Below are 26712 nucleotides of genomic sequence, written 5' to 3'. Positions count from 1 at the left end.
GCCGGACTCATGAGCATCACCCCCGAGACGCTGCAGAAGCAGCGCGCGGCCATGACCTCGCGGCGCGTCCCACGGGCCCCGGCACCCCCGCTCGCCCCGGACGGCAACGCGAAACTCGGCCCGGCGAAGTCCACCACCGCCGCCGACTACGTCGAGTTCGACTTCAACCCGGCGACCATCGTGATTTCGCACGCGGCGCCGGTGGAACCGACTGCCGGGCTGCAACAGCAGGGCGAGAACCGCGCCGGGATCTCCGACCCGAAGGCGAACGTCGAACTGGCCGCCATATCCGTCGACGAAGTCGAGAAGGCGAAGGGCACTACGAGCATCAACCTGCGCTCGCTGACCTTCGACGGCACGAACGTGGCGCGCACCTGCCTGCGCCTGCTCAAGTGGTCCCACTTCGTGGCCGCCAGAGACAAAACGTCCACGCAGCGGACCGAGCTGCCCCGGCTGAAGTTCATCTGGGGCTCCCAGGTCTACCTCGTCCATCTCAACCAGGTGACGGTCACGTACACCAGGTTCAGCCCGTCCGGGACGCCCTTGCGGGCCACCGTCGACCTGACGCTCCATTCGATCCCGAACATCCCGGGGCCGACCAATCCGAGCTCGGGCGGCCTCGCGGGGCGCCGCACCCACCTGCTCTCCGGTGCCGAGACCCTGCCCGAACTCGCCACGCGGTGCTACGGCGGGCCGGAGCACTGGCGGGAGATCGCCGCGGCGAACCGGTTCGACGACCCGCTGCGGGTGCGGCCCGGGACCCGCGTGTACCTGCCGAGCACGCAGGAGGGCGAGCGATGACGGTGTCGTCGCGCCTCGGCGCCACCGTGTGGCCGACGGTACTGGTCGGTGCCGGCCCTGGCCGGGAACTGTCCGGCGCCGCCGCGAGCTGCCTGGTGCGCACCGAGGTCAGCACGCACCTGCTGCTGCCGACGATGTTCGCGCTCAGCTTCGCGGACCTCACCGGTGCCGCGCTGGACAAGGCCGACCTCCAGATCGGGACGCGCGTCCAGGTGCGGGTCGGGTCCGGGCCGGGCAGCCGGTTGGTCGTCGGCGAGGTCACCGCCATCGAGGGGTACTACCGGGGCACGGTGGGGCGGACCGTGGTACGTGGTTACGACCTGTGCCACCGGCTGCAACGGGCGCGTAGGACCAGGTCGTTCGACGACGCGACCGACTCGGACATCGCGCTGCGGATCGCCAGGGAGGCGAGACTGCCGGTCGGCGAGATCTCCGCGACGGAGACCGTCCACGCACACCTGCTGCAGTGCAACCAGAGCGACTGGGAGTTCCTGGCCCAACGGGCACGCGAGACCGGCTTTGAATTCGGCATGTCCGACGGGCGCTTCTACTTCCGGAAGGCATCCACTCCCGCGGACTCCCACAAGGGTCTGCCGGAGCTGACCATGCCCGGCTCGCTGCTGAGCTTCGAGCCGCGCGTCACAGCGGGCAACCTGGCCCCCGAGGTCGAGGTGCGGGTCTGGGACCCACTGCGGGCGACGCTCCTTGCCGCGCCCTCGACACCGACATCCTCCGCCACCGCCCCCACCGAGCGCCCGCAGAGCCTGACCGAGGTCGCGGCGCTCTTCAGCGCGGCCGCCGACGGTCCCCTCGGAGCGGTCGCGGCGGACGGGCAGGGCCTACAGCCCGGGGAGGGCCTCGCGGCAGGGGAGGGCCTCGGCCCCCCGCCGAGCCCGACCGCCCATGTCGTCGGCACCGTGCCGGTCGCGGACGCCGAGGCCGCGTCCGCGGCTCTCGCCGCGTCCGTCGGCGGGACCTTCGCCGAGGCCGAGGGGGACGCGATGGGCGACCCCGCGATCCGCGCCGGCGCCTCCGTCAAGGTCTCCGGCATTCCCGGACGCTTTCCCGCCGTCTGGCTGGTGACCCGTGCCCGGCACGTGTTCGACCTGGCGGAGAACGGCTACCACACCGAGTTCGCCGCGGGCGGCGCGCACGACCGCTCGTTGCTGGGCCTGACCTCGGCCGGTGGCGTCGCCGACCCGCTGCGGATCCCCGGTCTCGTCTGCGCCATCGTCGACGACATCGGCGGCGACCACGCCCGGGTGCGGCTGACGCTGCCGTGGTTGTCTCCGGACGTGCGCACCGACTGGGCCCCGGTCGTGCAGTTCGGCGCCGGCAGGCGCAGCGGCGCGATGTTCCTGCCCGAGGTCGGCGACCAGGTCCTGGTCGGGTTCGAGTTCGGCGATCCGCGCCGCCCGTACGTGCTCGGTGGCCTCGTCACCGAGCACAGCGCCTACGACCTCGGCGGCAGCGCCGTCCGGCAGGGGCCGGGCGGCGCGGACTCGTCGGTCGCACGCCGCGGGTTCGTCTCGGCCTCGGGCAACCGGCTGGTGTTCCACGACGAGATGGGCGAGGGGCCGAAGCCGGAGCAGTCGCGGATCGCGCTCGGCACCGGCGACGGCGGGCTCGGGCTCGGCGTCGACGTCGTCCGGGGGTCGGTGGAGCTCGCCTGCGCGCCCACCGACCCGGCGGGGCAGCTCACCATCAGGTGTGGCCAGGCCGGAACGGTCAACATCGTGACCGGCGAGGGCGGCACGGTGACCATCGACGGCGGGGACTCGCTGACCCTGAAGTCCGTCGGCTCGCTCACCATCCAGAGTCAGGGCACCGTCTCCCTCTCCGGCGCGTCCGTCTCGCTGGGCGGGTGAGGGGCGGCGATGACCGACTTCACCGGCACCGGCTGGTCGTTCCCGTTCGCCTTCGAACCCACCGGAGCGCCGGCCATGGCCTCCGGGACCGCCAAACTGGAGCAGTCGATGCGGCTGATCCTGGAGACCTATCCCGGAGAGCGCCCGATGCGGCCGCGGTTCGGCAGCACTCTGCGGGACTACATCTTCGACGGGGCCGGCGTCCACAAGGCCGCTGAAATAGCCGACGTGGTCAAGGACGCGATCGAGCAGTGGGAGCCACGCGTCGACGTGGCCGAGGTGGACGTGTACCCCGACGAGGAGCAGCCAGGTCTGCTCTACATCGACATCCGCTACGTCGTGCCCGGCACCAACAGCCCGCGCAACCTCGTCTTCCCCTTCTACACCATCCCCGAGCACGAAGAAGGCGAGTACTGATGCCCCTGCCGGCCCCCGATCTCGACGACCGCCGGTTCCAGGACCTGGTCGACGAGGCCAAGCGCCTGGTGATGCGGCGCTGCCCGGAGTGGACCGACCACAACGTCTCCGACCCGGGCATCACCCTGATCGAGACCTTCGCCCATATGACCGAACAGCTGCTCTACCGGCTCAACCAGGTGCCCGACCGGCTGCACATCACCTTCCTGAACCTGATCGGCCTGCGCATCCTCCCGCCCACCCCGGCGCACGTACCCGTCACCTTCTGGCTCTCCAGTCCCGCCCGCGCGCGGCTGACGATCGCCGCGGGCACCCGCGCGGGGACACTTCGTACGGCCACCGCCGAGTCGGTCGTCTTCACCACCAGGGAGGACCTGGCCGTCGTGCCCTGTTCGCTCGCCAGGATCAGGACCGTGCTCGAACCGGAGTCCGAGGGCGGACAGGCCGGCGCGGGCACCGAGGCCGGCCGGCCGGACGAGACCGCGGACCGCTCCCGGCTGCTCTCCGACGGCAGGCCGTTCCCCGTGTTCCGCCGACGCCCCGAGATCGGGGACGCACTTCTGATCGGCCTCACCGACCCGGTGCCCGGGTGCGTGGTCCGGCTGGGATTCCGCGGCCGGGTCGAGGGTGTGGGGGTCAACCCGAAACACCCCCCGCTGATCTGGGAGGCATGGACCGGCGACGGCTGGACGGAGTGCGAGGCGGGACTCGACGAGACCGGGGGCCTGAACACCTCGGGCGCGATCGTCCTGCACGTGCCGGCCACGCATCGGGCGAGCGTGGTCGACGGCGACCGCGCCGGGTGGATCAGGGCCCGGGTCACCGAGCCCGAGGAGGGACAACCCCCGTACACGGACTCGCCCGTGGTCGACGGAATGACCGTCTGCACGGTCGGCGGCACGGTCGAAGCCGTGCACGCCGAGCCGGTCGGTCTCGAGGAACTGGGCCAGGCGGAGGGCGTGCCCGGGCAGCAGTTCCCACTCCGGCACAGTCCGGTGCTGGCCGGTTACGGCCCGCCGGTCGTGGAGACCGGCTCACCGGACGGCTGGCTGGAGTGGACCGAGGTCGAGCACTTCGCCGACAGCCGGCCGAAGGACCGGCATTTCTCCCTGGACGCGGTCTCCGGACTCGTCCTGTTCGGCCCGGCGGTACGCGAGACCGACGGCAGCCTGCGCCACTACGGCGCCGTGCCCGAGAAAGGCGCCGAGGTACGCATCCGCGGGTACGCGACCGGAGGCGGCGCCCGTGGGAACGTCGCGACCGGGTCGGTCTGCCGGCTGAAGTCCTCGGTCCCGTCCGTCTCCGCCGTGGAGAACCGGCGCCCGGCTCAGGGCGGGGTGGACGGCGAGACCCTCGACGAGGCGAAGGACCGCGGGCCGCTGCTGGTACGCACCCGCAGCCGCGCGGTGACGGCGGAGGACTACGAGATCCTGACCCGCGAGGCGGCACCGGAGATCGCCCGGGTGCGCTGCGTGCCGACCGGCCAGGACCCCGCCGAGGCCGGCGGAGTCCGGGTGCTGGTCGTCCCGGCCGCAGCCATGCAGGACGGCCGGATCCTGTTCGAGAACCTCGTCCCGCCGGAGCCCACGCTGCGCCGGATCGCCGAACGGCTCGACCGCGCGCGGGTCGTGGGCACCCGCGTCATGCTCGAACCGCCGCTCTACCGCGGCGTCACCGTGGTCGCCCGGCTGGTGGCCCGGCCGAGGGTGAACGTCGAGCGGATGCGCGAGGACGCGCTCGAAGCCCTCCACCGCTATCTCAATCCGCTGCCCGGCGGCGGGCCCGAGGGCGCCGGCTGGCCGTTCGGCCGTCCCGTGCAGGCCGGCGAGATCTTCGGCCGGCTGCAACAGGTACCCGGGGTCGAGTTGGTCGAGGACGTGCGGCTGTTCACCGCCGACCCGGTCACCGGCGTGCGCGGCAAGGAGGCCCGCCGGATCGATCTCGACGCCAACAGTCTGGTGTTCTCCTACGAGCACCAGGTCAGAGTGGAGGCACACTGATGCGCGCAGCCGTGGCGGGGTTGGGCACGCCGTATCCGATCGGCACCCTGCTGCCCGCGGTCTTCCAGGAGGACCCGGCGGCCATGCGGTGGACCGGAGCCCTGGACGAGGTGCTCGCTCCGGCCATCTCGACCCTGGACTGCCTGGCGTCCTACACCGACCCGATGCTCGCGCCCGCCGACTTCGTGCGGTGGCTCGCCGGCTGGCTGGGCACGGTCCTGGACGAGAACTGGCCCCTCGACCGGCAGCGGGCGGCCGTGGCGCACTCCGTGCCGCTCTACCGGCTGCGAGGCACCGCCGAAGGTCTGCGGACCCTGGTCGAGCTGGTCACCGGCGGAGACGTCGAGCTCACCGAGAGTGGCGGGGTCTGCTGGTCGACGGCGCCGAACGCCTCGCTGCCGGGCGAGGCGGTGGCTCGGCTGTCCGTCCGGGTGACGCTGCCGAGGGGCGCGTCGGTGGACATCACCGCGCTGGAGGAACTGATCGTCGCCGAGAAACCGGCGCATGTCCCGCACGGGCTGGAGGTCGTGGAGAGATGATCGTTTGTCGTAAGTGCGGGTTCCGCAACGGGGAGGACGACGCCTTCTGCGGCTCCTGCGGAGGTTTCCTCGAATGGACGGGGGAGAAGCAGACGCCGAAGGTCGCGCAGGAGGTGGTCCAGGAGATCGAGCAGGAGCAGGCGGCCGCCGAACCGCGGGTCGGCCTGCTTCAGCGCGTGATCCAGGGGACGAACACCTTCATCGCCGGGCCCGGGCCGGAGGCCTCCGAGTCCGAGACCGCCGGAGCGGAGCCTCAGGCACCGCCGGCCGGGCCACGACGCCCTGCGGAGGCTCCTTCCCCGCCTCCAGGTGCGCGCGCGGCGACGCGTACCGGAGCCGGCGCGCCCCCACCTCCCGCGCCCCCGCCCCCGCCGCCGAGGCCGCAGTCGGGTGCGAGCACGCCTCCGCCGCCTCCCCCACCGCCGTCGGCCCGGAAGACCACGGCCGCCGCTCCGCCACCCCCACCCCCACCGCCGCCCCGGAAGAGCTCTGCCACGCCCCCGCCTCCACCGCCCCCACCGCCGTCGGCCCGAAAGAGCACGGCCGCGCCCCCGCCTCCCCCGCCGCCGCCCCGGAAGAGCGCGGCGGCTGCTCCGCCGGTCCCGCCCCGGAAGAGCACGGCCGCTGCTCCGCCGGTCCCGCCCCGGAAGAGCGCGGCGGCTGCTCCGCCGGTCCCGCCGGCACCCCGGTCGCCGGCGCCAGCGGCCCGGCGGAGCGACGCCGCGGCCCTGGTCGCCCCCGTCGAGGACCCCGAGCCCGCATCCGCCCCCGAGGCACGCGCGCCTGATGCACAGCCCACCCCTCCGGCGGCCACCGGGGCCGACACCGCCCCGGTACGGTCGCCCGGGGACATCCGCGAACAGGCACCGCAGATCGCGCGGGCCCGGGCGGTCGCGGTGACCAGGACCACGCCGACCCGTCGGCTGCACCGGGGCGACCTGGTGTGCGGGGCGTGCGGCGAGGGCAATCCGAGCACCCGCAGTTTCTGCAGCCGGTGCGGCACCTCGCTGGTCGAGGCGGTGACGGTCAAGGAACCGTGGTGGCGAAGGTTCGTGCCCCGGCGCGGACCGCGCACCGTCCAGCTCGATCAGGCCGCGGGCGGCGGCCAGGCGGACGGCACGTCCGCCACGCACCTCGCGACGCCCGGCTTCGACCTGAAGTTCGCGCTCCGGAAGGTCTACCGCAAGGCCCGCATCGTCGTCGCGGTGGCGCTGCTCTGCGCGGGCACGCTCTACGGCACGTACCCGCCGTTCCGCGCGACGGTCGACAGCCGGGCGCGCGCCGTGAAGGCCAAGGTCACCGGCGCGGTCGGCCACGACCTCTCGCCGATACACGCCGTCAGCCTGACGGCGAACGTCTCGGAGCACGGACATCCCGCGTTGAACGCCGGGGACGAACTGCTCAACAAGTACTGGCTGGCGCCCTGGTCGAACTCGGCCAAGCCGATCCTCACCTTCAAGTTCGCACACCGCGTGACGCTGATGAAGATCATCCTGCACTCGGGTGCGAGCAACTCCTACATCAAGGACGGCAGGCCGAGCGTACTGCGGCTGGTGTACTCCAACGGCGAGTCCTTCACCATCATCCCGAAGGACACCTCGAAGGAGCAGGAGTTCTCCGTCAGGCACGCGCAACTCGTCAGCAGCGTGCAGATACAGGTCGGCGCGGTGTATCCGGGCAGCAGCGGATCCACCGTGGCCATCTCCGAGGTCGAGCTGTTCGGCTTCACGACATGACAGGGCACGACATGACAGGGCACGACACGGCACGGGAGGACGCATGGCGGATTTCGTCATCAGGACCGGGGACCTGCTCGAAGTGACCATCCCGGTGCCCGCGGTGATACCCGCGCTGGCGGCGCCGCTGCCACTGACCGGTTCGAGCTCGAACGTGACCGTCGGCGGAACGCCCGTCTGCCTTCAGGGAGACGAACTGCCGGTGGTGCTGCGCGCGCCGCTGGTGTACACGGCACCGCCCTGCACCGTTCCCGGCACGGGCACCCTGGTACTCACACTGTCGCCGGGGAACCTGACGCGCAAGACCACCAACGGCGGCAAGCCGATCCTCATCGGGGGCGGCACGTTCACGGCCATGTTCACGGTGCAGACGCCCGCCACCCAGCCGCCTCCGGCCAGCGTTCCCGACCCGCTGCTGCAGAAGCCGGGCACCGCGCGGTTCATCACCACCAACACCTCGGTGACCGCGGGCTGAGGGCGCGGGCAGCACGGCGGGTGCGGCGAGGCGGGCCAGGCGTACGACGAAGCTCCGTGGCGGAAAAGTCGAGACGTGTGACACCTCATGCAGATGTGTGACACCTCATCAACCGCCACGGAGCCTCGTCGTGCCGCGCTCCGACCGCGCCGCTACGGCCCGTTTCCCGGCCGGGGCCCGGCCTGGCGGGACTCGGTGATCGTGCGCCGCTCCCAGAGCCGCACGGTTCCCGCAGCCCGGGCCGGCGCCGGGCCCGACGGGGCCGAACCGGCCTGCGCGGCGGCCTCGCCGGTCGGGCCGGGGGCGGGCAACCGGCCCGCGCTGAGCACGATCCCGCGGGCCGGCGGCGCGAGGTCGGTCACCATCGGCGGCACCACCGGGATCACCAGTTCCAGCACCAGATGTGCGCGCGGCGCGATCCCGAGGCCCGGCCACGGGCCCTGCGCCGAGCGCCCCGGCTCATCGCCCCCGCAGCGCACGAAGGACGGGAGCCCGGCCTCGGCCAGGGCTCCCGTCAGATGGTCGTCCGCGATGGTGTCCGTGTTCGTGCACGCCTCGATCAGCAGGCCGAGCAGGTCGTGCTCCTCGATCGCCCGCTGGGACGCCTCCTCGGACGCCTCCTGGCCGGCGCCTGCCTGGCCGGCGCCTGCCGGGCCGACCCACACGGTGACCGTGTAGGAGATCCGGTAGTGGCGAACCGCGGGTTGCCTGCCCACCAGCCGCCCGTCGGCGTCACGAACCTCTGACCATCCGGAGGGGGGCAGATCCTGCCCACCACTCCGGATGTCGCAGAGGAACAGACTGACGAAAGGAGTGCCGGACACCGGTCGCTCCCAGTCGGCGCGCGGCGCGTCGAACCTGACGCCGGTGCCCGGAGGCAGCACGCCCTGCAGCCAGTTCGCGAGGGAGAGATCCGCGTCCCGCAGTACGCTCACTCACGCACCGTCCTTCCCGTCGGTCACGAATCCGTCGGTCATGAAGACGTGATCCAGAAGTGATCGCCGATGGGTCGCCGCACCCAGAACCCCTCGGTCTGTGCGCCGAGGGTGTACTCCGGGGTGCGAGCCGCCCCCTTCGTCAGATCCATGAAGTGGCCGATCCGCCAGACCTTGCCCGCGTCCTGGAATCCGATGTACGTGTAGTTCTTCTCGGGGCTCACCAAGGCGTGCCACGACCCTGTCTGCTTGACGCCGTTCACCTCGATGGCATCTCTGCCGATCACGACGGTGCCGCTCCAGTCGGCGAACGTGTCCTGGTGGATGTCGCAGGCCTCCCACTTCTCGCTCTGGACGTACCAGCGCCCCCAGACCTTGACTCCGTCGATGTCCAGCGCCGCGTAGATGTGGCGGGATCCGCGGTCGCCGTCCAGCTTGCTGCGGTTCGCGTCCGTCCAGATCACCTTGTGGCCGCCGATCTCGGTCGGCACCGGGCCGTCGTAGCTCTGCGCGGTGAGCCGGGCCGGCGGATCGTTGGGCTTCCTGGACTGCTCCAGCAGGAAACCCACCGGCAACTGGGCCCGGTTGATGCCGGTCAGCATCGTGGCGAGGTCGGTTCCCGTGAAGAACTGCGCGGGCTTGATCCTGACGAACTGGAGCGCGTATTTCGTCACCGGCGGGATGATCAAGTCCTCCAGCAGGCCGGCGAGAGCGAACGGGCTGAACTCGGTGCCGCCCGGCTCGCCCTCCTCGCCCGGGTTGTAGGCGGCCTGGGTCACGCCCAGGGCGGTATCCGGGGAGACGGCATCGGATATCGCACTCGCACTGATTCTGACCCGCAGCTTGTCCTTGATCTCCTCCGAGAGGTCCTGGCACTTGGCGTCCCAGATTTCTCCGGCACGTGTCCAGTAGCTCTGCTCGCCGTCCTTCTGCTCCGGGATCCCCAGTTTTCTGATCTCCTCCATGGCGGCGTCCGCCCGCCGCTTCAGGACCTCGTCGACGACAGCGGTGACAGCACCGGCCACCAGGTCGAAGACCTTCGTGGCCACCTCGCCCACCCCGGGGGCGAGGGTCAGTGAGCCGGACATCACGACCCCACTGACCGCAAGGAGAATCTCCAGCGCGGCCCGCTGGTTGTCATGCAACCTTTGGAAGAGCAGTTCCGGATTGTTCTCGTACGCTTTGAAGAGGCTGCCCGCCGCCTTCTCCTGGCGGAACTTACCGGCCCCCTGCTTTATCGCCCTCTCGGTCGCCAGCCTGTTGCCCACGATGTTGACCAGGTCGACGAGCCTCACGAAGAATCCAGAGTAGTTGCTCGTCTTGAGGACCGTATCGGTCAGGCCCGTGCCCGTCTCGACGATTTTCTTGACGGCCTGGAAGTTCGCTTCGGCCACGTCGTGGTAGATGTAGGCGTCGAGCATGCCCGCGTTGATCGTGACCGTCATTTCCTTGTAGGCGTCGGCGATCGCCATGGACAGCCGCCCCCGGTCGGGAAAGTACGTCCCCATGACCCCGTATGCCTGCTCCAAGGCGGTGATGAGCTTGTCGCCGGCGTTGGCGCCGTTGTCCTTGACGGCCTCCTGCATCGCCGTGCGAGCCCGTTGGAGCAGGGTGTCGTACTTCTCGAAGGTCGGGAGCAGTTGCGTCAGTTCACGCTCCCCCTTCACGGACACCAGAGCCGCGCTCCCGGAAACACCTCGGACGAACTCGAGGTTCCTGAACTTTTCGACCTCGTTGCAGATCTTCTGTACGTTGTCCTTCGCGTGCCCGATGTCGTCGATGAGTGCGTCCATCGACGAGATCAGCTCCTGGGCCCGCTCCTTCAGATTCCTGTCGCCCTTGAGCTTGTAGAGCTCCGCCGCCATCAGCTGATGGACGTGTATCCGGGCTTGCTCCTTCGCCGCCGTCCGCACATCCTTGTCGATCTGCGCAGAGATCCTGGCGGCGTAGCGCTTCAGCAGGTAGTCGGCATACTTCTCTATCAGAACCTTCTCGAACTCCGGATGGAACACGAATCCTTCACTCGTGTCCTCGAGTCCGAACATCCTGATTCCCAACGTCCTGATATGGCCGCGCAGGAACTCCTCGTTGAGGAGCGCATCGAATTCTCGCTTCTTTTCCTCGAATACGGCGAGAGCGTTCCTGGCGGACTCGGGAATTTCTGTCGACATCGTATGCACTCCTTTACTGCCGAACCCTGTCCAGCAGGAGTTTCAGCTCTTCTTCGCTGAGGCCTTCGGTTCCCATGAGCAACGTTTCGAACTGCTCCGCCTGCATGTCGAGCAGCGTCTGGTTCAGCGCCTCCGCGAATTCCTGGCCCGCGTCGCTGCTGAGAATCTCCGCCGCCTCGCCGGCCGTGAGCGCGGCCTCCGGCTGGAAGACCCGCTCATCCAGATCTGCCTGGAGCGCCTGGAACGCCTGGACGGCCGCGCGCACCGACACGGGCGCGGCAGGAATGAGGCCTTCCTGCTCGAGCATCTCCTGGTAGTCGTCGTACCAGACGGCCGCGTCGCGGGAAGCGCCGAACGTCCACCGCCCGTCGGTGAGCTTCATGAAGTGGTCGCCGTAGGGCTGGACCTCGTCCGGCGCCGAAGCGACGCCCGGTGCCTCGGGGGCGGGGGAGAGCAGGCCTTCGCGTTCGAGCATCTTCTGGTAGTCGTCGTACCAGGTGGCCGCGGAGCGGGTGGCACCGAACGTCCATCGCCCGTCCACGGCCTTCATGAAATGGTCGCCGTAGGGCTCGATGGCCTCGGTGTGCTGTTCGGCGGCGTCGGCCTCGTACCGGTCGTAGCGGACCTGCAGGATCTGCCAGTCGGCGGAGTCCGGCTCCGAGGCGTAGAGCCACTGGAACTCGTCCGTTCCCGGGAGCTTGGCGTACTTGTAGAACTGCGTGCCCTCGACGGGCTCCGCGGGATCGAAGTCGGGATTCGGCTGCGGCCGGGCCTGTTCGTTCTGGACACGCCACTGCTCGACGACGCCCCCGAAGGCGTCGACGAACATCTCCAGTTCGCTCTGCCCGGCGTCCTCCCGCAGCGAGGAGCGGAACAACCCCTCGGTGTCCGGGTCCAGCCACTCGGCGAGACACTCGGCGACCCAGCCGTCGTCCTGCTCGGACCACGCACGCTCGTTGAAGAAGACCAGCGGCACCAGGACCGCGTCGAGCCGGTCGACGTCACCGCGCTTCGTGCTGTTCGCCAGGTGGACCGGGCTCCGCGCCTCCTCTTCCGGGACGGTCCCCGCGGTGGCCAGAAGCGTCTTGAACATCGGTATCAAAGGGATTATCTGCTGCAAAGCATCCTCCTGAGGAGATCGCTCGTACGAGTCATGCCCGGCACGGCGTTCGATCCGGTCATCGCGATCCGGTCGAGAGCGTGCCCGCAGCGAGCCTTCATGCCGTCAGTTCCGTGGTCCGCAGCGCCTCGGACATGCCGAGGAAGCTCGCCGTCCCGGACGGTCCGCCGAGCACATAGCCCAGCGTCGCGGCGTGCATCGCCTCCACGGGCGCGATCGTGGCGGCGGCGACGACGGCCGGCCCGGTGCCCGTCAGGCTCCCGGCCGCCGCCGTGTGGGTCTGCGCCGCCCGGTACTCCAGACCCTGCACCGCGGACACGACCTCGGCCACGGTCGACGCCGCTTTGATCCTTTTCATCAACTGCGCGTGGCCCGAGAGCGGGGCCCCGGTGACGACCGGCTTGTGCGCCTCGCGCAGGATCGCGTTCCAGGTCGCGGCGTGCTGCGTGTGGTGGGCCGTCGCGGTCCGCACGAACTCGGCGAGCGCGGGGACCGCCGGGCCGAGCCTCCCGGCGCGCAGCGCCGCGTCGACGGCCTGGTAGGCGCTCACCGCCTGGTTCTCCAGAGCGGCGGCGAGGGCCACGGTCCGCAGGTCTCCTGAATACGGCGACGGCGCGTGGTGGCTGCCGCCGTCCGCGTGCAGCGCGAGGCCGACACCGATCCCCGCGGCGCCCAGGACGGCACCCGCGGCGCCCAGGACGAGGGACCGACGGGACGGCGCGCTCTTCGAGCCGGGCGGCGCGTCTTCTGTCCCGGGCGGCACGTCCTGCGGGCCGGGCGGGCGAGCGCCGTGCGCGTCGGGCGCGTGTCGGGTGCCGCTCACCGCACCGCCCCCTCGTTGATCGCGGACGCGTTTCCGGTGGGGAAGGCGGCGTGCGGAATGCCGGCCGTGCCGGCCGCCGCCGGGACCGCCCGCGCGGTGGCCCCGGTCGTGTGCGCCGCGGTGTCGCCGCCGTCCGGCAGCGTGCGGAGGATCAGCAGCTCCGAGCCGTGCTGTGCCTCGACCGACGCGACGTTCACGAACAGCGAGCGCAGGCTGCCGCCCTCGGCCAGGCTCGCGTAGCGGGTGCACGTCTGCGCGTTGATGCCTTCGAGCTCGGTGAGCAGGCTGACCAGCGAGTCCGGATCGGTCAGGCCGGCCAGCCGCCGGCTCACGGTCGCGGCGTACCGTGCGTCCGCGGCATGCTGTGGGGCCCCGCCGGCCTTCACCACGGCCTGGTTGAACGCCTGCGCGTGCGCGAGGTGGTGGGCCAGGTTGCGGGCTACGAGAGCGCGCAGTCGCGCGCTCCCCCGTGCCACGCAGGGCAGGCCCGCCGCGGTCGTGTAGGACCGGACGGCGAGGTTCTCCAGGGACGCGGCCGTCTGGAGCACAAGCACGGCCAGCGGGGCGCCCGGCGGCGCCGCCACGGCGGGTGACCCGGTAGGTGACCCGCTGGGTGATCCGGTCATATGGAGCCTCCACCGATCGAACCGGCGCTGGAAGGGGCAGGGCTGGGGGCGGGGGTGGGGGCGGGCCGGGTCTTGATCGACTCCTGGAAACGAGCCGTGACCGTGTTGTGGCTGTCGTGGGGATCGGTGGACGTGACCGTCACGGTGAAGGTCGTCGTCCCGGCGACGAGATCGTCGATCTCTCCGCTCACCGCCCCGGTGACGGGGTCGATCCGGTCGCAGTGGGAGCCGGACTCGTCGCACGGCAGAGGGCTGGCGGCGTACGAGTACGTGCCGGCGCCGTAGCCGCCGCTCGGGCCTTCGGCGGTCACGCTGAAGGCCGTCAGCGGGGAACCCCCTGTCTGGGTGGGGGTGCTCGTGTTGAACTTCACGCTCAGCGGCGGCACGGCGGCCGTCACGTTCAGCGTCGTGGTCACGGACTCGCCCAGGGCGTCGGTGACGGTCACCTGCCCGGTGAAGCCGCTCGCCGCACAGGTGATCGTCACGGATCCGCTGTCCGGTCCGTCGGTGGAGGCGGGATTCTGGCACGGCCCGTCCGGGGTTCCGGTGACCTCACCCGTCGAGGAGCCGATCGACATCCATCCCGATCCCGGGCCGGCGGCCAGGGTGAACCTGTACGGCGCCAGACCCGCGGTCGGCTGGACCGTCCCGCCCTGGAACGGCGTGCCGACCGTACCGGCCCACTCGTACCGGCTCTGCACGGCCAGCGGATTGACGACGGTGATGGAGATGCTGGTCTTCGCGGTCACCGTGTAGTCCGTGGCGTCGCTCACCGTGACCGTGAACTGGTACGTCCCGGCACTGGCGGGCGGCTGCACGGTGCCGGTGACCGCCCCGGTCCTGGGGTCGAGCCGAAGGCCGTTCGGCAGTGCTCCGTCGGTCACCGACCAACGCTGCGTGCCGGAGCCGCCGATCACGTTGGTCGGCGCGAATCCCTTGTACGGGAATCCCAGGGCCGCCTCGGGTATCGCCGGGGGCTCCTGGAAGCCCAGCGGCAGGACGACCGTCAGCGTGAGAGCGGACAGGTCGGCGGTCTGGGGCGTGGGACCTGAGTCGGACACGGAGACGCTGAGCGTCGCGGTGCCGGTCGACTCCGGTGTGCCGCTGATGACGCCGGTGACGCGATCCAGGCTCAGGCCGTCCGGCAGCGGACTGTCAGGGGCCAGGGACCAGGTGTACGGGGCCGCGCCGCCGACCGCCTTGAGGGTCTGCGAGTACGGTTTCCCGGTCAGTGCGTGGGGCAGCGGCGAGACCGTGATGATCCGCAGCGATGCCACCACCGTCATGGTCAGGGTCTTGGTGGTGGTCAGCGGGGGCTTGCTCGAATCGGTCGCCTGCACACTGAACGGGAAGCTGCCCGTCGCCTTCGGCTTGCCGGTGATCGAGCCGTTCGGCGTGAGGCTCAGGCCGTCCGGCAGCGTCCCCGTCAGCGTCCATACGTACGGCGCGGTACCGCCTGCCGCGGTCAGCTGCGTCGCGTAATCCTTCGCGCACGAAGAGTCACACATCGTTCCCTGGGGCAGGCTCGACGTCGTGGCGGCGAATCCGGTCACCACCTCCACGGTGAACGTCTGCGATGTGGTGTGGGCGGGCATGGCGGAATCGGTGACGCGCACGGTGAACGTCGAGGAGCCGGCCGCCCCCGGCGTTCCGCCGAGCACGCCGGACTTCGGGTCGAGCGTCAGCCCCGAGGGCAGCGAACGGGGAGGGGCGGAGACGGACCAGGTGTACGGCTCGACGCCGCCGGAGGCGCTCAGCGGCTGCGAGTACAGCGTCTTGGTGACCCCGTCCGGCAGGGCCAGGGTGTTGATCCCCAGCGGGGTGGCGACCGTCATGGACAGGTGCTGGGTGGCCGACTGGCTCGGCACGGCCGAATCCGCGACCTTGACGGTGACGCCGTAGGTGCCGGCCACGGCCGGCGTACCGGTGATCGCCCCGGAGGCCGGGTCGAGGCGCAGCCCGTTCGGGAGCGCCCCCTGTCCCGGGGCGAGCGACCACTTGTAGGGGGCGGTGCCGCCGACCGCTTCGAGGGTCTGCGAGTACGCGGTGCCCGTGGTCGCCCCGGGCAGCGAGGAGCTGTTCACGGCCAGCGAGTTGCGGACGGTCAGTTTGAACGCCTTGGTGGTGAAAAGGGCGGGCGGCCCGGGCTCGGCCAGCCGCACGGTGAATCCGCTTGTCCCGGCCGTGACCGGGGTTCCGGTGATGGCCCCCGTCCGGGGCGAGAGCGAGAGGCCCGCCGGGAGCGACCCGGAAGTGACCGACCAGGTGTACGCGCCGGTGCCACCGGTGGCGCCGAGGGACTCGGAGTAGGCCTTGCCGCGCGCCGCCTCGGACAGCGAGGCCGTGGTGACGGACACCGGGCCCACCACGTTGACCGTCACGGAACCGGACAGGACCGCCCCGCCCGCGGGGCTCGGACTCGACGTGCCCGCCGCCGGACCGGGCTTCGCGCCGGCGGCGGACGAGGACGCCGCCGTGGACGGAGCGTCGGCGGAGGGCGCCGCCGTGGCCGGAGCGCCGGGGGAGGGCGCACCGGAGGCGGGCGCACCGGAGGCGGTGGACGCCGGGCCGCCGGCGCTGGTCGCGGTGATGATCGCCGTGCCCGGGTTGAGCGCGGTCACCACGCCGCTCTGCGAGACCGTGGCGACACGCGGAGCCGAGGAGGTCCATACGAGCTCGGGGTGCGAGCCGGTGCCGCCCGAGAAGCTGCTCGTCGCCCGCTCGCTCGCCCCCATGGCGACGGTCGACGAGGACAGCTTGACGGCCAGCCCGGTCGGCGGCGTGGGCTTGGCGGGCGGGCTGGGCTTGGCGGTCGCCATGGCCTTGGCCGCCGCCGACTTCGCGGAGCTGGCCGCGTCCTGCGCGTCCGCCGCCGCCGACGCGGCGGAGTGCGCGACGGGCTGGAGCACGGTCATCCACAGCGCGAACAGCAGGCCGCAGGCCAACACCGTGATCCCGAGCACCGGCAGCAGCCATTCGGGCAGCGTCTGCTTCTCCAGCATCACGCCCTCGGTCTTCGCCGCCTCACCCCGCTCCGGCAACGCGGAGACCTCGAACGGCAGGGTGCGGTTGGGCCCCCTCCAGAACGTCTTGCGTGGCACGGTCTTCAGGCGTACGAAAGTCGCTGTGCCCGGTCGCGCGACGAACGTCGCGGGCTTCGTCTTGAAGCCCAGCTTGACCTCCGGGTCGAGCGCCTCGACCCGTACCCGCTCCGGCCGGTTGCCGCGGTTCTCCACGACGAGCTTGAACCGCGCCGAGCGCCGTCCCGTCGCGCTCCTGGGCACCAACTGCGCGCCGATGTCGCCGAACTCCCCGACCCTGACACTGCCCTCTTCGACGCAGGAGCCCTCGGAGTCCTCGGTGGACATCGCGCGCAGCCCGAACCGCACCTCGCCCGGGGCCTGGGAGGCGGTCCGCGGCGGGTGGAAGAGGACGCGGACCTGCTGGACCTCGCCCGGCAGCAGATTGGCCTGCGCGGGCTCGACGCGGGCCCACTCGGCGGCCTCGCCGAGCACGTCGAGCAGGACCCGGTCGACCACCATCCCGGTGTTCTCCACGCGTAGGACGCACACGGCCTCCTCGCCCGGCACGACCTCGACCGCGTCGCCACCGTCTTCGAAGACGACGGAAACTCCCATCGGCCCGGTCCCCCCTTCTTCTTCTTCGTTCTTCGTTCCTCGGGAGTCGCGCTGCCGACCGTTCTGCTCACCCCGGGCCGCTCGGATGAGCGCGCACGTCAGCACGGCACGTGACGCAGAGCATCCCGAGTGCCGGAACAGACTGGCAGCGCACATGGCCGGGCACCTGCGTGAACATGCAGCAAAAAGCGCAGCCGGGACGGGTCGCGGCGCGCCTGCTCATGGGGGCGCGGTGCTGCCGTTCTCCGCGACGTCCGATGCGCGATTAGGCATCGCCTAGGCGCTTCCCCTAGTCGACATCCCCAGGCGGGATGTGATCATTTCGTGAAGAGGCCGCACACGTAGCGCACACTTCACGGCGAAACAGGCTCCTGGAGTGGCACCAGATCCGGCCGCAGCTGCCGACGCATCCACCTCGGCCGGCCATCGCACCCTGGGAGGTCGTTTTGGAACGTCGGATACCGGTGTCGATCTACGCGGACGACCCCATCACGCGGGCGGGGCTGACGACCGAGCTGCGCCAGCGCGCCGAGGTCGAGCTCGTCGACCTACTGCCCCCGGGCGGATCGGCCCGCGTGGTCGTGTTCGCGCTCGACGTGCTGTCCGTATCGGCCCTCGAACTGATCAGGGCGGCGCGCTCGCGCGACGGGGCGCAGGTCGTGCTCGTCCTCTCCGCCCTGTCGGACGACGAGCTGCTGACGGTCGTCGAGTCGGGAGCCTACGCAGTGCTGTGGCGGTCGGAAACCACCGCCACCTCGCTCACCGAGGCGGTGATCAGGGCCGCCTCGGGCAACGCCGCCCTGCCCTCCGATCTGCTGACCCGTCTGCTCAAGCAGGTGGGACGGCTCCAGCAGCACGTGCTGCGCCCCCAGGGCCTGACCCTGACCGGACTCTCCGACCGTGAACGCCGGGTGCTGCGCCTGGCGGCCGACGGCTTCGGCACCGACGAGATCGCGGGCGAGCTCGCGTACTCGAAACGCACCGTGGCCAGCGTGCTGCACGACGTCACGGTCCGGTACCAGCTGCGCAACCGGACGCACGCGGTCGCATTCGCCATCCGCGAAGGTCTGATCTGAGGACGTGGCCGGCACGTTGGCGGCGGACGAGCGCGGGGGAGCCACCAGGCGGAGCTGCCGCGTGGGCGCCGCCCCTGCGACCGGGGAATGACACCGGTGCGCCGCCGCCTGTGCGGCTCACCCCTGCCACTCACCCCCGCCGCTCGTCCCTGCTGCGCCGCGCGAGGGGCGGTCGGGTACGAGCATGTCGGCGCCGCACCATGCACCATCACCGGCCCACCGAACACCACGGCCTCCTACCGCCGTGTCAGAGCGTTCACACCGTAGGGCTCTTCTCGGCGCGACCGTCGTTCAGTGCGTCGAGTTCGGCGCGGAGTTGGCGGCGCGAGGCGATGCCGAGTTTGGCGAAGACGTTTCCCAGGTGGTATTCGATCGTCTTGGCGCTCACGAACAGGGCACGTGCGATCTGCTGGTTCGTCAAGCCCTGCGCGGCGAGCTGTGTGATGCGGTACTCCTGTTGGGTCAGTGCGACGGGTGAGCGGTCGGCCGTCTCGACGTCCCCCTCCACACCACCGGTTGCGGCCCAGGGGATGTGCGCGCCGACCTCCTGCAGCTGCCTGAGGCACCGTTCCGCGAACGGCCGCGCACCGAGATCGACGTAGCGGCCGTGTGCGGACAGCAACCACCTGATGGCCGACCTTCGTCGCCGTGTGCCCAGCAGCAGCCTGCCGTAGTCGTGTTCGAGCTGGGCGAGGCCGAACGGCGAGTCCTCGTCGGCCGGTTGCTCGACCGCGCCGGCCAGCTGCTCGGCCGCGGCGGCCAAGTCGCCCTCGGCGGCGGCGAGCCGGGCTTCGAGCCTGGCCATGACCGTCGTCGGGCGGGCGCCGGGCTCGACTGCGGCGCGCAACGAAGCGAGGGCGGTGTGCGCCGTGGCGAGTCGGCCGGTGTCGATCAGCGCCTCGACGTACAGGGGTCGCCACAACGACTGCTCGATCGAGAACAACCCCAGCTGGGCGGCCACGGGGGCGAGTGCTGCCAGCACGCGGCCGGGCTCCCCGCGTGCATGGGCCAGCGTCGCCGCGGCCATCGCCGGAAACACCGCGTAGCGGGCCGGACCCAGTGTGCGCTGGTCCCTGGCCAGGGAGTCCACCCGCTCGGCGGCCACGTGCCAATCGCCGCGCAGAGCGCTGATACTCGCCGTAAGCGCGGCCGCCGGGATGGCGTAACGCCGGTCGTTGCGGGCTGCGGCCACCCGTATGCCCTCGTGGGCGTCGCGCAACGCCGCTTCCCAGTCGCCGAGTTGGAACCGGGCGTAGCCGAGCAGGGCGTACGACAGCGGAAGGACCGGCCCGACCGGGCCGTCGTACGAGCGCACAACCCACTGGAGATCGCTCATGGCCTGGCTCGGCCTGCCGCTCTGCGCCAGCCACATGCCGCGCGCCCACCGCAGGACCACGTGCCCGGGCCGGTCGTCATCCGACGCGGCGAGCTCAGGCGCGAGCAGCTCCAGCCGGCGAAGCGAAGCGTCCACCGAATGGTGGATCCTGCCGTGCGCGTCCGCCGCGAACCACACCGACCATTCTCTGAACTCCTCCGGGAGTCCCTCCTGCGCCAGCAGGGACAACGCGACCCGTTGCTCGGCTTCGAGGTCCCCGGTGTCCGCGTGCAGGGTCGCGACCGCGAGTTCCACGGCTGCGCGCTCTGCGGGGGGCCGGTCGTCGACGAGTCTCCTGGCCTGATCGAACAGCGACTGTGCGGCCTCGAACCGCGCCTCGCGCCCGGCCAGATGACCGAGGAACAGGTTGCGCTCCACGCTGGGCTCGAGAAGGGCGAGCCGTTGTCCGAGCGCCGCCGCCCATCCGGCGGTGGGCATCAACTGGCCCCATAGAGCAGCGATGAGCAGCCTTCGTTCCTGCTCGTCCCTGTCCACCGAGACGTCGGCGGACCACAGGAGGAGGGTTCCGGCACGTTCCGTGTCCCCGGCCTGGTGATAGCGCGTCGCCTCGTCCTCCAGCCGCGTGGCAAGTCCGGGATCGCTCCGGCCGGCGCCGAGCAGTGCGTGCTGGAGCCCGTGGACGCCGCTGACCTGCTCGGCCGAGGCGAGGTGCATCGCCCGACGCAGGGATGCGGGCAGGTTCCAGTACACGACGCCGCGCAAGGACGGGGAGCTGATGCCGACCGGTTGGGCGAGGCCGCGCGGGAACCAGGTGACGAACCCGGCCTCGATCAGGTCGTCGAGCGCGGCGCTGGGATCGGCCACGTCCGCGATGACAGCGAGGATCGGCAGCGGGGTCTCCTGATCCACCACGGCCATCGCCGCCAGCAGACGCAGACTCGGCTCGGGTAGTTCGTCGAGCGTGCGCGCGGTTGCATGGTGCAGCGCCTCCGCGCGCAGCTCGGCGGGCGTCTCCTGTCCTCCATCGGACCGCGCCGTACGTCCGACCGCCTCATGTCCGGCCCGTGGCGCCGCGCCGAGGCCGTCTGCTGCGGTCGTGGGCTGCGGGGTGGGAGAGAAAGTGCTCACGCGATGGCTGACTCTCGGGCGCCGATCGGCAGAACGCGCATGACGGCAACTTCCTTTTCGTGCCCATGACAAGCGGAATGCCCGGCCATGGCGCGCTCGCGTCGGGTGAAATCCAACGACGCTAGCCTGCTATGAGGGGGGAATCGAGCTATTATATGTGATGATCCCGGGTATGTCAAGCGGCTTCAGTGCTCGCGCGTGCGCCCTCCGCCCGCGCCGAAGTGCTGCCGGGCCGCCAGAGCGACCACCTGGAAAGCTCCGAAGAGCGCGAGCGTGCCTTCCGTACGGCGCCGGCTCGCATCGAGTCCGGTCCCGCTCTGGTCAGCCCGGAGTGGATGCTCTGCACCCTCGTCCCGGCCGGGATCGAGTTCTGGCAGGCGGACAGGGGCCGCCTCCACAACCGGCTGCGCTACGAACGCCCCGACCGCCACAGCCCGTGGGAACGCCACATGCTGTGGCCGTAGCCCCACGGGCCGAAGGCGGACCTCGGGGGCTTCAGAGTCCCAGGACGAGCTCGGCGCTGCGGGAGCGCGAGCAGCAGATGGTCATCCGGTTGTTCGCGGCCCGCTCCTCGTCCGTCTGGACCTCGTCGCGGTGGTCGGGTTCGCCGGCCAGGACGGGGGTGAGGCAGGCGCCGCAGCAGCGGCCTCCCTCTCCGAAGCGCAGGCCCGTGGTAGGCGCAGCGGATGCCGGTGCCGTCACCGGCGCCGTAGCCCTTACTGAGTGGGACGCCGCGGTGCGGGCAGATGCCGAGAAAGGGCCTGACAGCTTCGAAAGATACAAAGCCCCGGGTCAGGGTCGGTTTGCTGTCGGTCGATGCCGCTCAACAGGCCGTGTCCCCGTGCAGTCCACGTGGGCTGGGCGAGGACGCGCGGATGAGGACCTGGCGGGGCCGCGAGAGCCACCCGACGGTAGCGTCGCCGTGGGCGCTGTTCCGGGTGAACTCGCCCTTGAACAGCGCCACTTGGCGGCGCCGCCGCACTCGCTAGTACGTGTAGAAGCCCGAGCCGGTCTTGCGGCCCAGCCGGCCCGCGTCCACCATGCGCTGGAGCAGCGGGGGAGCGGCGTACAGCGGCTCCTTGTACTCGTCGTACATGCTCTGCGCGATCGAGGCGACCGTGTCCAGGCCGATCAGGTCGGACAGCTTCAGCGGGCCCATCGGGTGGGCGCAGCCCATCTCCATGCCGTTGTCGATGTCCTCGCGGCCGGCGATGCCCGTCTCGAACATCCGGATCGCGGAGAGCAGATACGGGATCAGCAGCGCGTTGATGACGAAGCCGGAGCGGTCCTGGGCGCGGATCGCGTGCTTGCCGAGCGCCTTCTCGGCGAACAGCTGCGCCCGGCTCAGCGTGCCCTCGGAGGTGGTCAGCGCCGGGATCAGCTCGACGAGCTGCTGCACCGGGGCCGGGTTGAAGAAGTGGATGCCGACGACATGGTCGGGCCGCGACGTGGCGACCGCCAGCTTCACCAGCGGGATGGAGGAGGTGTTGGAGGCCAGGATCGCGTCCGGGCGGGTCACCACCTGGTCGAGGACCTGGAAGATCTCGGTCTTGACCTGCTCGTTCTCGACCACGGCCTCGATGACCAGGTCACGGTCGGCGAACTCGCCGAGGTCCGTGGTGAAGCTGAGCCGCGCCAGCGCCGCGTCCCGCTCCGCCGTGGAGATCTTGCCGCGCTCGGCGGCCTTGGTCAGGGAGTTCAGCAGCCGGGTACGGCCGATCTCCAGGGCCTCGCCGCTGGTCTCGGCGACCTTGACGTCGAGGCCGGCGCGGGCGCAGACCTCGGCGATGCCCGCCCCCATCTGGCCGCAGCCCACCACTCCGACCCGCGAAAGGTCTCCCGCTGGGATGTCCGTCACATCGTCCCTTTCGCCGCTGACTCTCATGGCTGACTCATATGGCTGTGTCTCTGGCTGTGACAGGTCTGCCGGGTTTCGGTCGGCCTGCTCCGAACGTGCACGTTACTAGCAAGTATCGATGATCGATCGCCGGGGTGGGGGCATGCTGGGCCCCGATACGATCCGTGACCGAGCGGATCCGCTACGTATGTGGGGATGTGTGCGATGGGGCGACTGACCCGGCGGGCGTTCGCGCTGGCAGCACTGTCGGCGGTCACGACGACGGGTGCGGCGGCCGCTCCCGGAAGAGACGACGGGGAGCGGCGGGCGACGGACGGGAGGCGGGCGTCGTCGGCGGGGCCGCGGGCGACGGCCGAGATGCGGGGGATGTGGCTGGCGACCGTCACGAACCGCGACTGGCCGTCCCGCACCGGACTGACCGCCGCCGCGCAGCGCGCCGAGCTGATCGCCTGGCTCGACCTGGCGGTGCGCAGGCGGCTCAACACCGTGGTCTTCCAGGTGCGGCCGGCGGCCGACGCGCTGTGGCCCTCGCCGTACGAGCCGTGGTCGCAGGTCCTCACCGGCACCCAGGGGAAGTCACCGGGCTGGGACCCGCTGGGCACGGCCGTCACGGAGGCCCATGCGCGGGGCCTGCAACTGCACGCCTGGTTCAACCCGTACCGGGTCTCGACCCAGGACGACCCCACCCGGCTCGTCGCCTCCCACCCCGCGCGCAGGCACCCGGGCTGGGTGGTGTCGTACGGCGGCAAGCTCTTCTACAACCCCGGTCTGCCGGCGGTCCGTTCCTTCGTGCAGGACGCGATCCTCGACGCGGTGAAGAAGTACCCGGTGGACGCCGTGCACTTCGACGACTACTTCTACCCGTACCCGGTGGCCGGCCAGACCTTCGACGACGACGCCGAGTACGACGCGTACGGCGGGGCCTTCGCCACCCGGGCCGCCTGGCGGCGCGACAACATCGACACGCTCGTGCGGGAGATCGCCGCCCGGATCAAGTCCGTACGCCCCGGCACCCAGTTCGGCATCAGCCCGTTCGGGGTGTGGCGCAACGCCTCCACCGACTCGCGCGGCTCGGACACCCGGGCCCTCCAGTCGTACGACGAGATCTACGCCGACAGCCGCAAGTGGGTGAAGGAGGGCTGGATCGACTACGTCGTCCCGCAGCTGTACTGGGAGATCGGCAACTCCGCCGCCGACTACGCCAAGCTCGTGCCCTGGTGGGCGGCGGTCGCCAAGGGCACCAAGACGCGGCTGTACCTGGGTGAGGGCCTCTACAAGGCGGGCACGTCGGGGCAGCCCGCCGCCTGGGGGAAGAAGGACGAGCTGTCGAAGCACCTCACGCTCGCGAAGAAGTACCCCGAGGTGCGCGGGCACATGTTCTTCGGCGGGCAGGACGTCGAGCTGGACCGGATCGGCGCGATGACCCGCGTGATCGCCGACCACTACGGCGGGCCGGCCCAGCCCCCGAGCTGACCTACCGTCGTCGTCGTTCCTCGGCCGTCCTGTGGCGGATCTCCGTGTCGGGGCCGGGCGAGCACACGCCCACGTGCCCGTCCGCGAAGCGGACGCGGTACGGAGGGTTGCCTCCCTGGCCCAGGACCTCGACGATCTCGCCGACCTTGTCGTGTTGCCCGACCACCCTGCCGTGCTGCACAAGCTGGTCGCCGGCGTTTGCGCGCATCTGTGGGGCCTCCTCACCTGTGCGGGAGCAGCGGTACGTGTCTAGCCGCGCGCCCGCTGCGTCACGGCGATGCAGATGAGCACGGCCGCGGCCGTCAGCGGAGCGGCGGGCGCGAGGTGCTCGCCCAGCAGCAGCACCGACCACACCAGTGTGAGCAGGGGTTGGGCCAACTGCAACTGGCTGGCCTTGGGGACGCCGATGACCGCCATGCCCCGGTACCAGACGACCAGGCCGAGGAACTGCGAGCCCGCCGCCACCCACAGCAGCCCGGCCACGCTGTGCGCGGTCGGTTCCACCGGCTCGTGGGCCAGGGCGAGCGCGGCGGCGGGCACGCCCAGCGGCAGGCAGCACACCAGCGCCCAGCCGATGACCTGCCAGCCCGGCATGACCCGGGCCAGCCTGCCGCCCTCGGTGTAGCCGGCCGCGCACACCAGCAGCGCCCCGAACAGGTACAGGTCGGCGCTGGTCAGGACCCCGCCGCTCTGCTGCACGGTGAACACCGCCACGGCGGCCGCGCCGGCCCCGGCCGCCGCCCAGAAGGTGCGGGAGGGGCGGGTGCCCATGCGCAGGGCGGACAGCAGCGCGGTCGTCAGCGGCAGCAGGCCGACCACGACGGCGGCGTGCGAGGTGGTGGACGTCCGCAGCGCCAGCGTGGTGAGCAGCGGGAAGCCGACGACGACCCCGGCGGCCACGACGGCGAGCCCCGCCCAGTGCCGGCGGGCCGGCAGCGGGACACGAAGCGCGAGCAGACACGCCCCCGCGATCAGCGCGGCCAGGACGCTGCGCACGGCGACCAGCGTCCAGGGGCCGAACCCCTCCAGTCCCCAGGCGGTGGCGGGGAAGGTGAGGGAGAACGCGACGACACCGAGGGCGGCGAGGAGGGTGCCGAGGCCGTTCCGGTGCTGGGCGGCGTCCGGGGTGGGGCCTGGGCTGACGTCCGGTGTGCTGACCGCTATCGCGGGCCGCGCGGTAGCGCTACTCTCTGGCTTCATGCAAGAGCGTAGCAGTGTGGGTGAGCTGGCTGATCGGCTGCGGCGGGAGTTCGACCGCTACTCTCCCGGTGGAAAGCTCCCGTCGAGCCGGGCCCTGGTCGAACGGTTCCGGGTGAGCCCCGTGACGGTCTCGCGGGCGCTGGCGCAGCTCGCCGCCGAGGGGCTGGTCGTCACCCGGCCCGGCGCGGGCGCCTTCCGGGCCCGGCCGCCGCACCCGGCCGCCACCCCGGCGGGCGACACCTCCTGGCAGGAGATCGCCCTCAGCGCGGACGGCGCCGCCGACGTCGTCCCGCGCTCCGTCGACGCCTCCGGGGTCACGGTGTCGCTGGCCGCCCCGCCGCCCGGCGTGACCGAGTTCAACGGCGGCTATCTGCACCCCTCGCTGCAACCGGAGCGGGCGATGGCCGCGGCCCTGGCGCGGGCCGGGCGGCGGCCCGGCGCCTGGGGGCGGCCGCCCATGGAGGGACTCCCGGAGCTGCGCGAGTGGTTCGCGCGGACCATCGGCGGCTCCGTCACCGCGGCCGAGGTGCTGGTCAGCGCGGGCGGTCAGGCGTCCCTCACGACCGCCCTGCGCGCCCTCGCCCCGCCCGGCGCGCCGGTGCTCGTCGAGTCGCCCACCTACCCCGGCATGCTCGCGATCGCCCGCTCGGCGGGCCTGCGCCCGGTGCCGGTCCCGGTCGACCCGGACGGCGTGAAGCCGGAGCTGCTCGCCGACGCGTTCCGGGCCACCGGCGCCCGGGTCTTCGTCTGCCAGCCGCTGTTCCAGAACCCGACCGGCGCCGTCCTCGCCCCCGGCCGGCGCGCGGAGGTGCTGCGCATCGCGCGGGAGGCGGGCGCCTTCGTCGTCGAGGACGACTTCGTCCGGCGGCTCGCGCACGAGGACGCCGGGCCGCTGCCGCGCCCGCTCGCCGCCGACGACCCGGACGGCGTCGTCGTCCACGTCGGCTCGCTCACCAAGGCGACCTCGCCGAGCTTCCGGGTCAGCGCCCTGGCCGCCCGCGGCCCGGTCCTGGAACGCCTGCGGGCCATCCAGGTCGTCGACACCTTCTTCGTGCCCCGCCCGCTCCAGGAGGCGGCCCTCGAACTCGTCGGCTCGCCCGCCTGGCCACGTCATCTGCGGGCCGTCGCCGGCGAGTTGAGGGCCCGGCGGGACGCGATGACGTCCGCGCTGCGGCTGCGGCTGCCCGAACTCGCCCTCCCGCACATCCCGTCCGGCGGCTACCACCTGTGGCTGCGGCTGCCCGACGGCACGGACGAGGGCGCGTTCACGGCCGCCGCCCTGCGCGCGGGCGTCGCCCTCACCCCCGGCCGCCCCTACTTCAGCGCCGAACCCCCGGCCGCCCACGTGCGGTTGAGCTTCGCGGCCGTCGCCGGGACGGAGGAGATCGCGGAGGGGGTACGACGGCTGCGGGCGGCGTGCGACGAGGTGCTCCCCGGAAACGGGGTCCTCCCCGGAAACCGTTCGACACGACGCCCGTGATGTTGTGAGGAT

Annotated in this window: 22 protein-coding genes and 1 pseudogene; 11 read left to right on the top strand and 12 right to left on the bottom strand. The window is 71.6% G+C overall.

The window, feature by feature from the left end:
- Nucleotides 1-9 precede the first annotated feature (9 nt).
- The 7 genes from OG352_RS08175 to OG352_RS08145 all read left to right on the top strand — a co-directional run bounded on the left by OG352_RS08175 (nucleotide 10) and on the right by OG352_RS08145 (nucleotide 7836).
- The gene (locus OG352_RS08175; protein ID WP_329215717.1) at nucleotides 10-801 is read left to right on the top strand and encodes a CIS tube protein; all 792 of its coding nucleotides are present in this window, start codon (nucleotides 10-12) and stop codon (nucleotides 799-801) included.
- The gene (locus OG352_RS08170; RefSeq protein ID WP_329215716.1) at nucleotides 798-2669 is read left to right on the top strand and encodes a phage baseplate assembly protein V; all 1872 of its coding nucleotides are present in this window, start codon (nucleotides 798-800) and stop codon (nucleotides 2667-2669) included. Before OG352_RS08175 ends, OG352_RS08170 begins: the two co-directional genes overlap by 4 nt.
- Nucleotides 2670-2678: 9 nt before the next feature.
- Complete coding sequence (locus tag OG352_RS08165) at nucleotides 2679-3086, top strand: GPW/gp25 family protein (protein ID WP_329215715.1); 408 nt, start codon at nucleotides 2679-2681, stop codon at nucleotides 3084-3086.
- Nucleotides 3086-5086: a putative baseplate assembly protein gene (locus OG352_RS08160; RefSeq protein WP_329215714.1), complete on the top strand. Its 2001-nt coding sequence runs from the start codon at nucleotides 3086-3088 to the stop codon at nucleotides 5084-5086. The genes OG352_RS08165 and OG352_RS08160 overlap by 1 nt, the downstream gene beginning before the upstream one ends.
- Nucleotides 5086-5625 (top strand): phage tail protein, encoded by a 540-nt coding sequence (locus tag OG352_RS08155; protein WP_329215713.1) that lies wholly within the window; start codon nucleotides 5086-5088, stop codon nucleotides 5623-5625. Before OG352_RS08160 ends, OG352_RS08155 begins: the two co-directional genes overlap by 1 nt.
- A gap of 896 nt (nucleotides 5626-6521) precedes the next feature.
- The gene (locus OG352_RS08150) at nucleotides 6522-7361 is read left to right on the top strand and encodes an NADase-type glycan-binding domain-containing protein (RefSeq protein WP_329215712.1); all 840 of its coding nucleotides are present in this window, start codon (nucleotides 6522-6524) and stop codon (nucleotides 7359-7361) included.
- Nucleotides 7362-7404: 43 nt separating this feature from the next.
- Nucleotides 7405-7836, top strand: a complete 432-nt coding sequence (locus OG352_RS08145; RefSeq protein ID WP_329215711.1) for a hypothetical protein — start codon at nucleotides 7405-7407, stop codon at nucleotides 7834-7836.
- A gap of 152 nt (nucleotides 7837-7988) precedes the next feature.
- Here OG352_RS08145 and OG352_RS08140 read toward each other — a convergent pair whose 3' ends face one another.
- The 6 genes from OG352_RS08140 to OG352_RS08115 form a co-directional block, all read right to left on the bottom strand.
- Entirely contained in the window at nucleotides 7989-8771 is a 783-nt protein-coding gene (locus OG352_RS08140) for a Pvc16 family protein (protein ID WP_329215710.1), read from the bottom strand.
- 38 nt (nucleotides 8772-8809) lie between these two features.
- Complete coding sequence (locus tag OG352_RS08135; protein ID WP_329215709.1) at nucleotides 8810-10942, bottom strand: hypothetical protein; 2133 nt, start codon at nucleotides 10940-10942, stop codon at nucleotides 8810-8812.
- A 13-nt stretch (nucleotides 10943-10955) separates the two neighbouring features.
- Nucleotides 10956-12035, bottom strand: a complete 1080-nt coding sequence (locus tag OG352_RS08130; RefSeq protein ID WP_329215708.1) for a hypothetical protein — start codon at nucleotides 12033-12035, stop codon at nucleotides 10956-10958.
- Nucleotides 12036-12159: 124 nt separating this feature from the next.
- Nucleotides 12160-12885 carry a ferritin-like domain-containing protein gene (locus tag OG352_RS08125; protein ID WP_329215707.1) on the bottom strand — a complete coding sequence of 242 codons (726 nt, stop codon included), beginning with the start codon at nucleotides 12883-12885 and terminating at the stop codon, nucleotides 12160-12162.
- Nucleotides 12882-13511 (bottom strand): ferritin-like domain-containing protein, encoded by a 630-nt coding sequence (locus OG352_RS08120; RefSeq protein WP_329215706.1) that lies wholly within the window; start codon nucleotides 13509-13511, stop codon nucleotides 12882-12884. The genes OG352_RS08125 and OG352_RS08120 overlap by 4 nt, the downstream gene beginning before the upstream one ends.
- Nucleotides 13508-17149 carry a putative Ig domain-containing protein gene (locus OG352_RS08115; RefSeq protein WP_329215705.1) on the bottom strand — a complete coding sequence of 1214 codons (3642 nt, stop codon included), beginning with the start codon at nucleotides 17147-17149 and terminating at the stop codon, nucleotides 13508-13510. Before OG352_RS08115 ends, OG352_RS08120 begins: the two co-directional genes overlap by 4 nt.
- 446 nt (nucleotides 17150-17595) lie before the next feature.
- Here OG352_RS08115 and OG352_RS08110 point away from each other — a divergent pair, with 446 nt between their 5' ends.
- Nucleotides 17596-18225, top strand: a complete 630-nt coding sequence (locus tag OG352_RS08110; protein ID WP_329215704.1) for a helix-turn-helix transcriptional regulator — start codon at nucleotides 17596-17598, stop codon at nucleotides 18223-18225.
- A 256-nt stretch (nucleotides 18226-18481) separates the two neighbouring features.
- Here the strand turns inward: OG352_RS08110 and OG352_RS08105 are convergent, their stop codons facing one another.
- Nucleotides 18482-20689, bottom strand: a complete 2208-nt coding sequence (locus OG352_RS08105; RefSeq protein WP_329215703.1) for a helix-turn-helix transcriptional regulator — start codon at nucleotides 20687-20689, stop codon at nucleotides 18482-18484.
- A 188-nt stretch (nucleotides 20690-20877) separates the two neighbouring features.
- Between OG352_RS08105 and OG352_RS08100 the strand changes: the two genes are divergently transcribed.
- Nucleotides 20878-21153 carry a pyridoxine 5'-phosphate oxidase C-terminal domain-containing protein gene (locus OG352_RS08100; protein ID WP_329215702.1) on the top strand — a complete coding sequence of 92 codons (276 nt, stop codon included), beginning with the start codon at nucleotides 20878-20880 and terminating at the stop codon, nucleotides 21151-21153.
- A gap of 31 nt (nucleotides 21154-21184) precedes the next feature.
- Here OG352_RS08100 and OG352_RS08095 read toward each other — a convergent pair whose 3' ends face one another.
- From OG352_RS08095 to OG352_RS08085, 3 genes and pseudogenes are all read right to left on the bottom strand, one after another.
- Nucleotides 21185-21391, bottom strand: coding sequence for a 2Fe-2S iron-sulfur cluster-binding protein (locus OG352_RS08095; protein WP_329215701.1), 207 nt, complete (start codon nucleotides 21389-21391; stop codon nucleotides 21185-21187).
- Nucleotides 21390-21437 (bottom strand): annotated as a pseudogene (locus tag OG352_RS08090) (hypothetical protein); the annotation flags it as partial. The gene OG352_RS08095 and the pseudogene OG352_RS08090, both read right to left, overlap by 2 nt.
- Before the next feature lie 237 nt (nucleotides 21438-21674).
- A complete protein-coding gene (locus OG352_RS08085; RefSeq protein ID WP_329215700.1) occupies nucleotides 21675-22547 on the bottom strand; it encodes a 3-hydroxybutyryl-CoA dehydrogenase in 873 nt (290 codons plus the stop codon).
- 204 nt (nucleotides 22548-22751) lie between these two features.
- Here OG352_RS08085 and OG352_RS08080 point away from each other — a divergent pair, with 204 nt between their 5' ends.
- The gene (locus OG352_RS08080; RefSeq protein ID WP_329215699.1) at nucleotides 22752-24020 is read left to right on the top strand and encodes a glycoside hydrolase family 10 protein; all 1269 of its coding nucleotides are present in this window, start codon (nucleotides 22752-22754) and stop codon (nucleotides 24018-24020) included.
- A 1-nt stretch (nucleotide 24021) separates the two neighbouring features.
- Here the strand turns inward: OG352_RS08080 and OG352_RS08075 are convergent, their stop codons facing one another.
- Nucleotides 24022-24228, bottom strand: a complete 207-nt coding sequence (locus tag OG352_RS08075) for a DUF1918 domain-containing protein (RefSeq protein ID WP_329215698.1) — start codon at nucleotides 24226-24228, stop codon at nucleotides 24022-24024.
- A 41-nt stretch (nucleotides 24229-24269) separates the two neighbouring features.
- Nucleotides 24270-25220 (bottom strand): DMT family transporter, encoded by a 951-nt coding sequence (locus OG352_RS08070; RefSeq protein WP_329215697.1) that lies wholly within the window; start codon nucleotides 25218-25220, stop codon nucleotides 24270-24272.
- On the opposite strand from OG352_RS08070, the gene OG352_RS08065 reads away from it, so the two are divergent.
- Entirely contained in the window at nucleotides 25219-26700 is a 1482-nt protein-coding gene (locus tag OG352_RS08065) for an aminotransferase-like domain-containing protein (protein ID WP_329215696.1), read from the top strand. The two genes, OG352_RS08070 and OG352_RS08065, sit on opposite strands and share 2 nt — an antisense overlap.
- Nucleotides 26701-26712 lie beyond the last annotated feature (12 nt).

This window comes from Streptomyces sp. NBC_01485, from assembly GCF_036227125.1.
Lineage (GTDB): Bacteria > Actinomycetota > Actinomycetes > Streptomycetales > Streptomycetaceae > Streptomyces.
Note: the sequence above shows the minus strand (reverse complement) of the source record. Positions and strands in the feature narration are given on the sequence as shown.

Excerpts from the sequence above, each read along its gene's own strand:
- OG352_RS08175 (WP_329215717.1), top strand. The coding sequence starts at position 10 with ATGAGCATCACCCCCGAGACGCTGCAGAAGCAGCGCGCGGCCATGACC.
- OG352_RS08170 (WP_329215716.1), top strand. The coding sequence starts at position 798 with ATGACGGTGTCGTCGCGCCTCGGCGCCACCGTGTGGCCGACGGTACTG.
- OG352_RS08165 (WP_329215715.1), top strand. The coding sequence starts at position 2,679 with ATGACCGACTTCACCGGCACCGGCTGGTCGTTCCCGTTCGCCTTCGAA.
- OG352_RS08160 (WP_329215714.1), top strand. The coding sequence starts at position 3,086 with ATGCCCCTGCCGGCCCCCGATCTCGACGACCGCCGGTTCCAGGACCTG.
- OG352_RS08155 (WP_329215713.1), top strand. The coding sequence starts at position 5,086 with ATGCGCGCAGCCGTGGCGGGGTTGGGCACGCCGTATCCGATCGGCACC.
- OG352_RS08145 (WP_329215711.1), top strand. The coding sequence starts at position 7,405 with ATGGCGGATTTCGTCATCAGGACCGGGGACCTGCTCGAAGTGACCATC.
- OG352_RS08135 (WP_329215709.1), bottom strand. The coding sequence starts at position 10,942 with ATGTCGACAGAAATTCCCGAGTCCGCCAGGAACGCTCTCGCCGTATTC.
- OG352_RS08130 (WP_329215708.1), bottom strand. The coding sequence starts at position 12,035 with ATGTTCAAGACGCTTCTGGCCACCGCGGGGACCGTCCCGGAAGAGGAG.
- OG352_RS08120 (WP_329215706.1), bottom strand. The coding sequence starts at position 13,511 with ATGACCGGATCACCCAGCGGGTCACCTACCGGGTCACCCGCCGTGGCG.
- OG352_RS08115 (WP_329215705.1), bottom strand. The coding sequence starts at position 17,149 with ATGGGAGTTTCCGTCGTCTTCGAAGACGGTGGCGACGCGGTCGAGGTC.
- OG352_RS08080 (WP_329215699.1), top strand. The coding sequence starts at position 22,752 with ATGGGGCGACTGACCCGGCGGGCGTTCGCGCTGGCAGCACTGTCGGCG.
- OG352_RS08075 (WP_329215698.1), bottom strand. The coding sequence starts at position 24,228 with ATGCGCGCAAACGCCGGCGACCAGCTTGTGCAGCACGGCAGGGTGGTC.
- OG352_RS08065 (WP_329215696.1), top strand. The coding sequence starts at position 25,219 with ATGCAAGAGCGTAGCAGTGTGGGTGAGCTGGCTGATCGGCTGCGGCGG.
- OG352_RS08070 (WP_329215697.1), bottom strand. The coding sequence starts at position 25,220 with ATGAAGCCAGAGAGTAGCGCTACCGCGCGGCCCGCGATAGCGGTCAGC.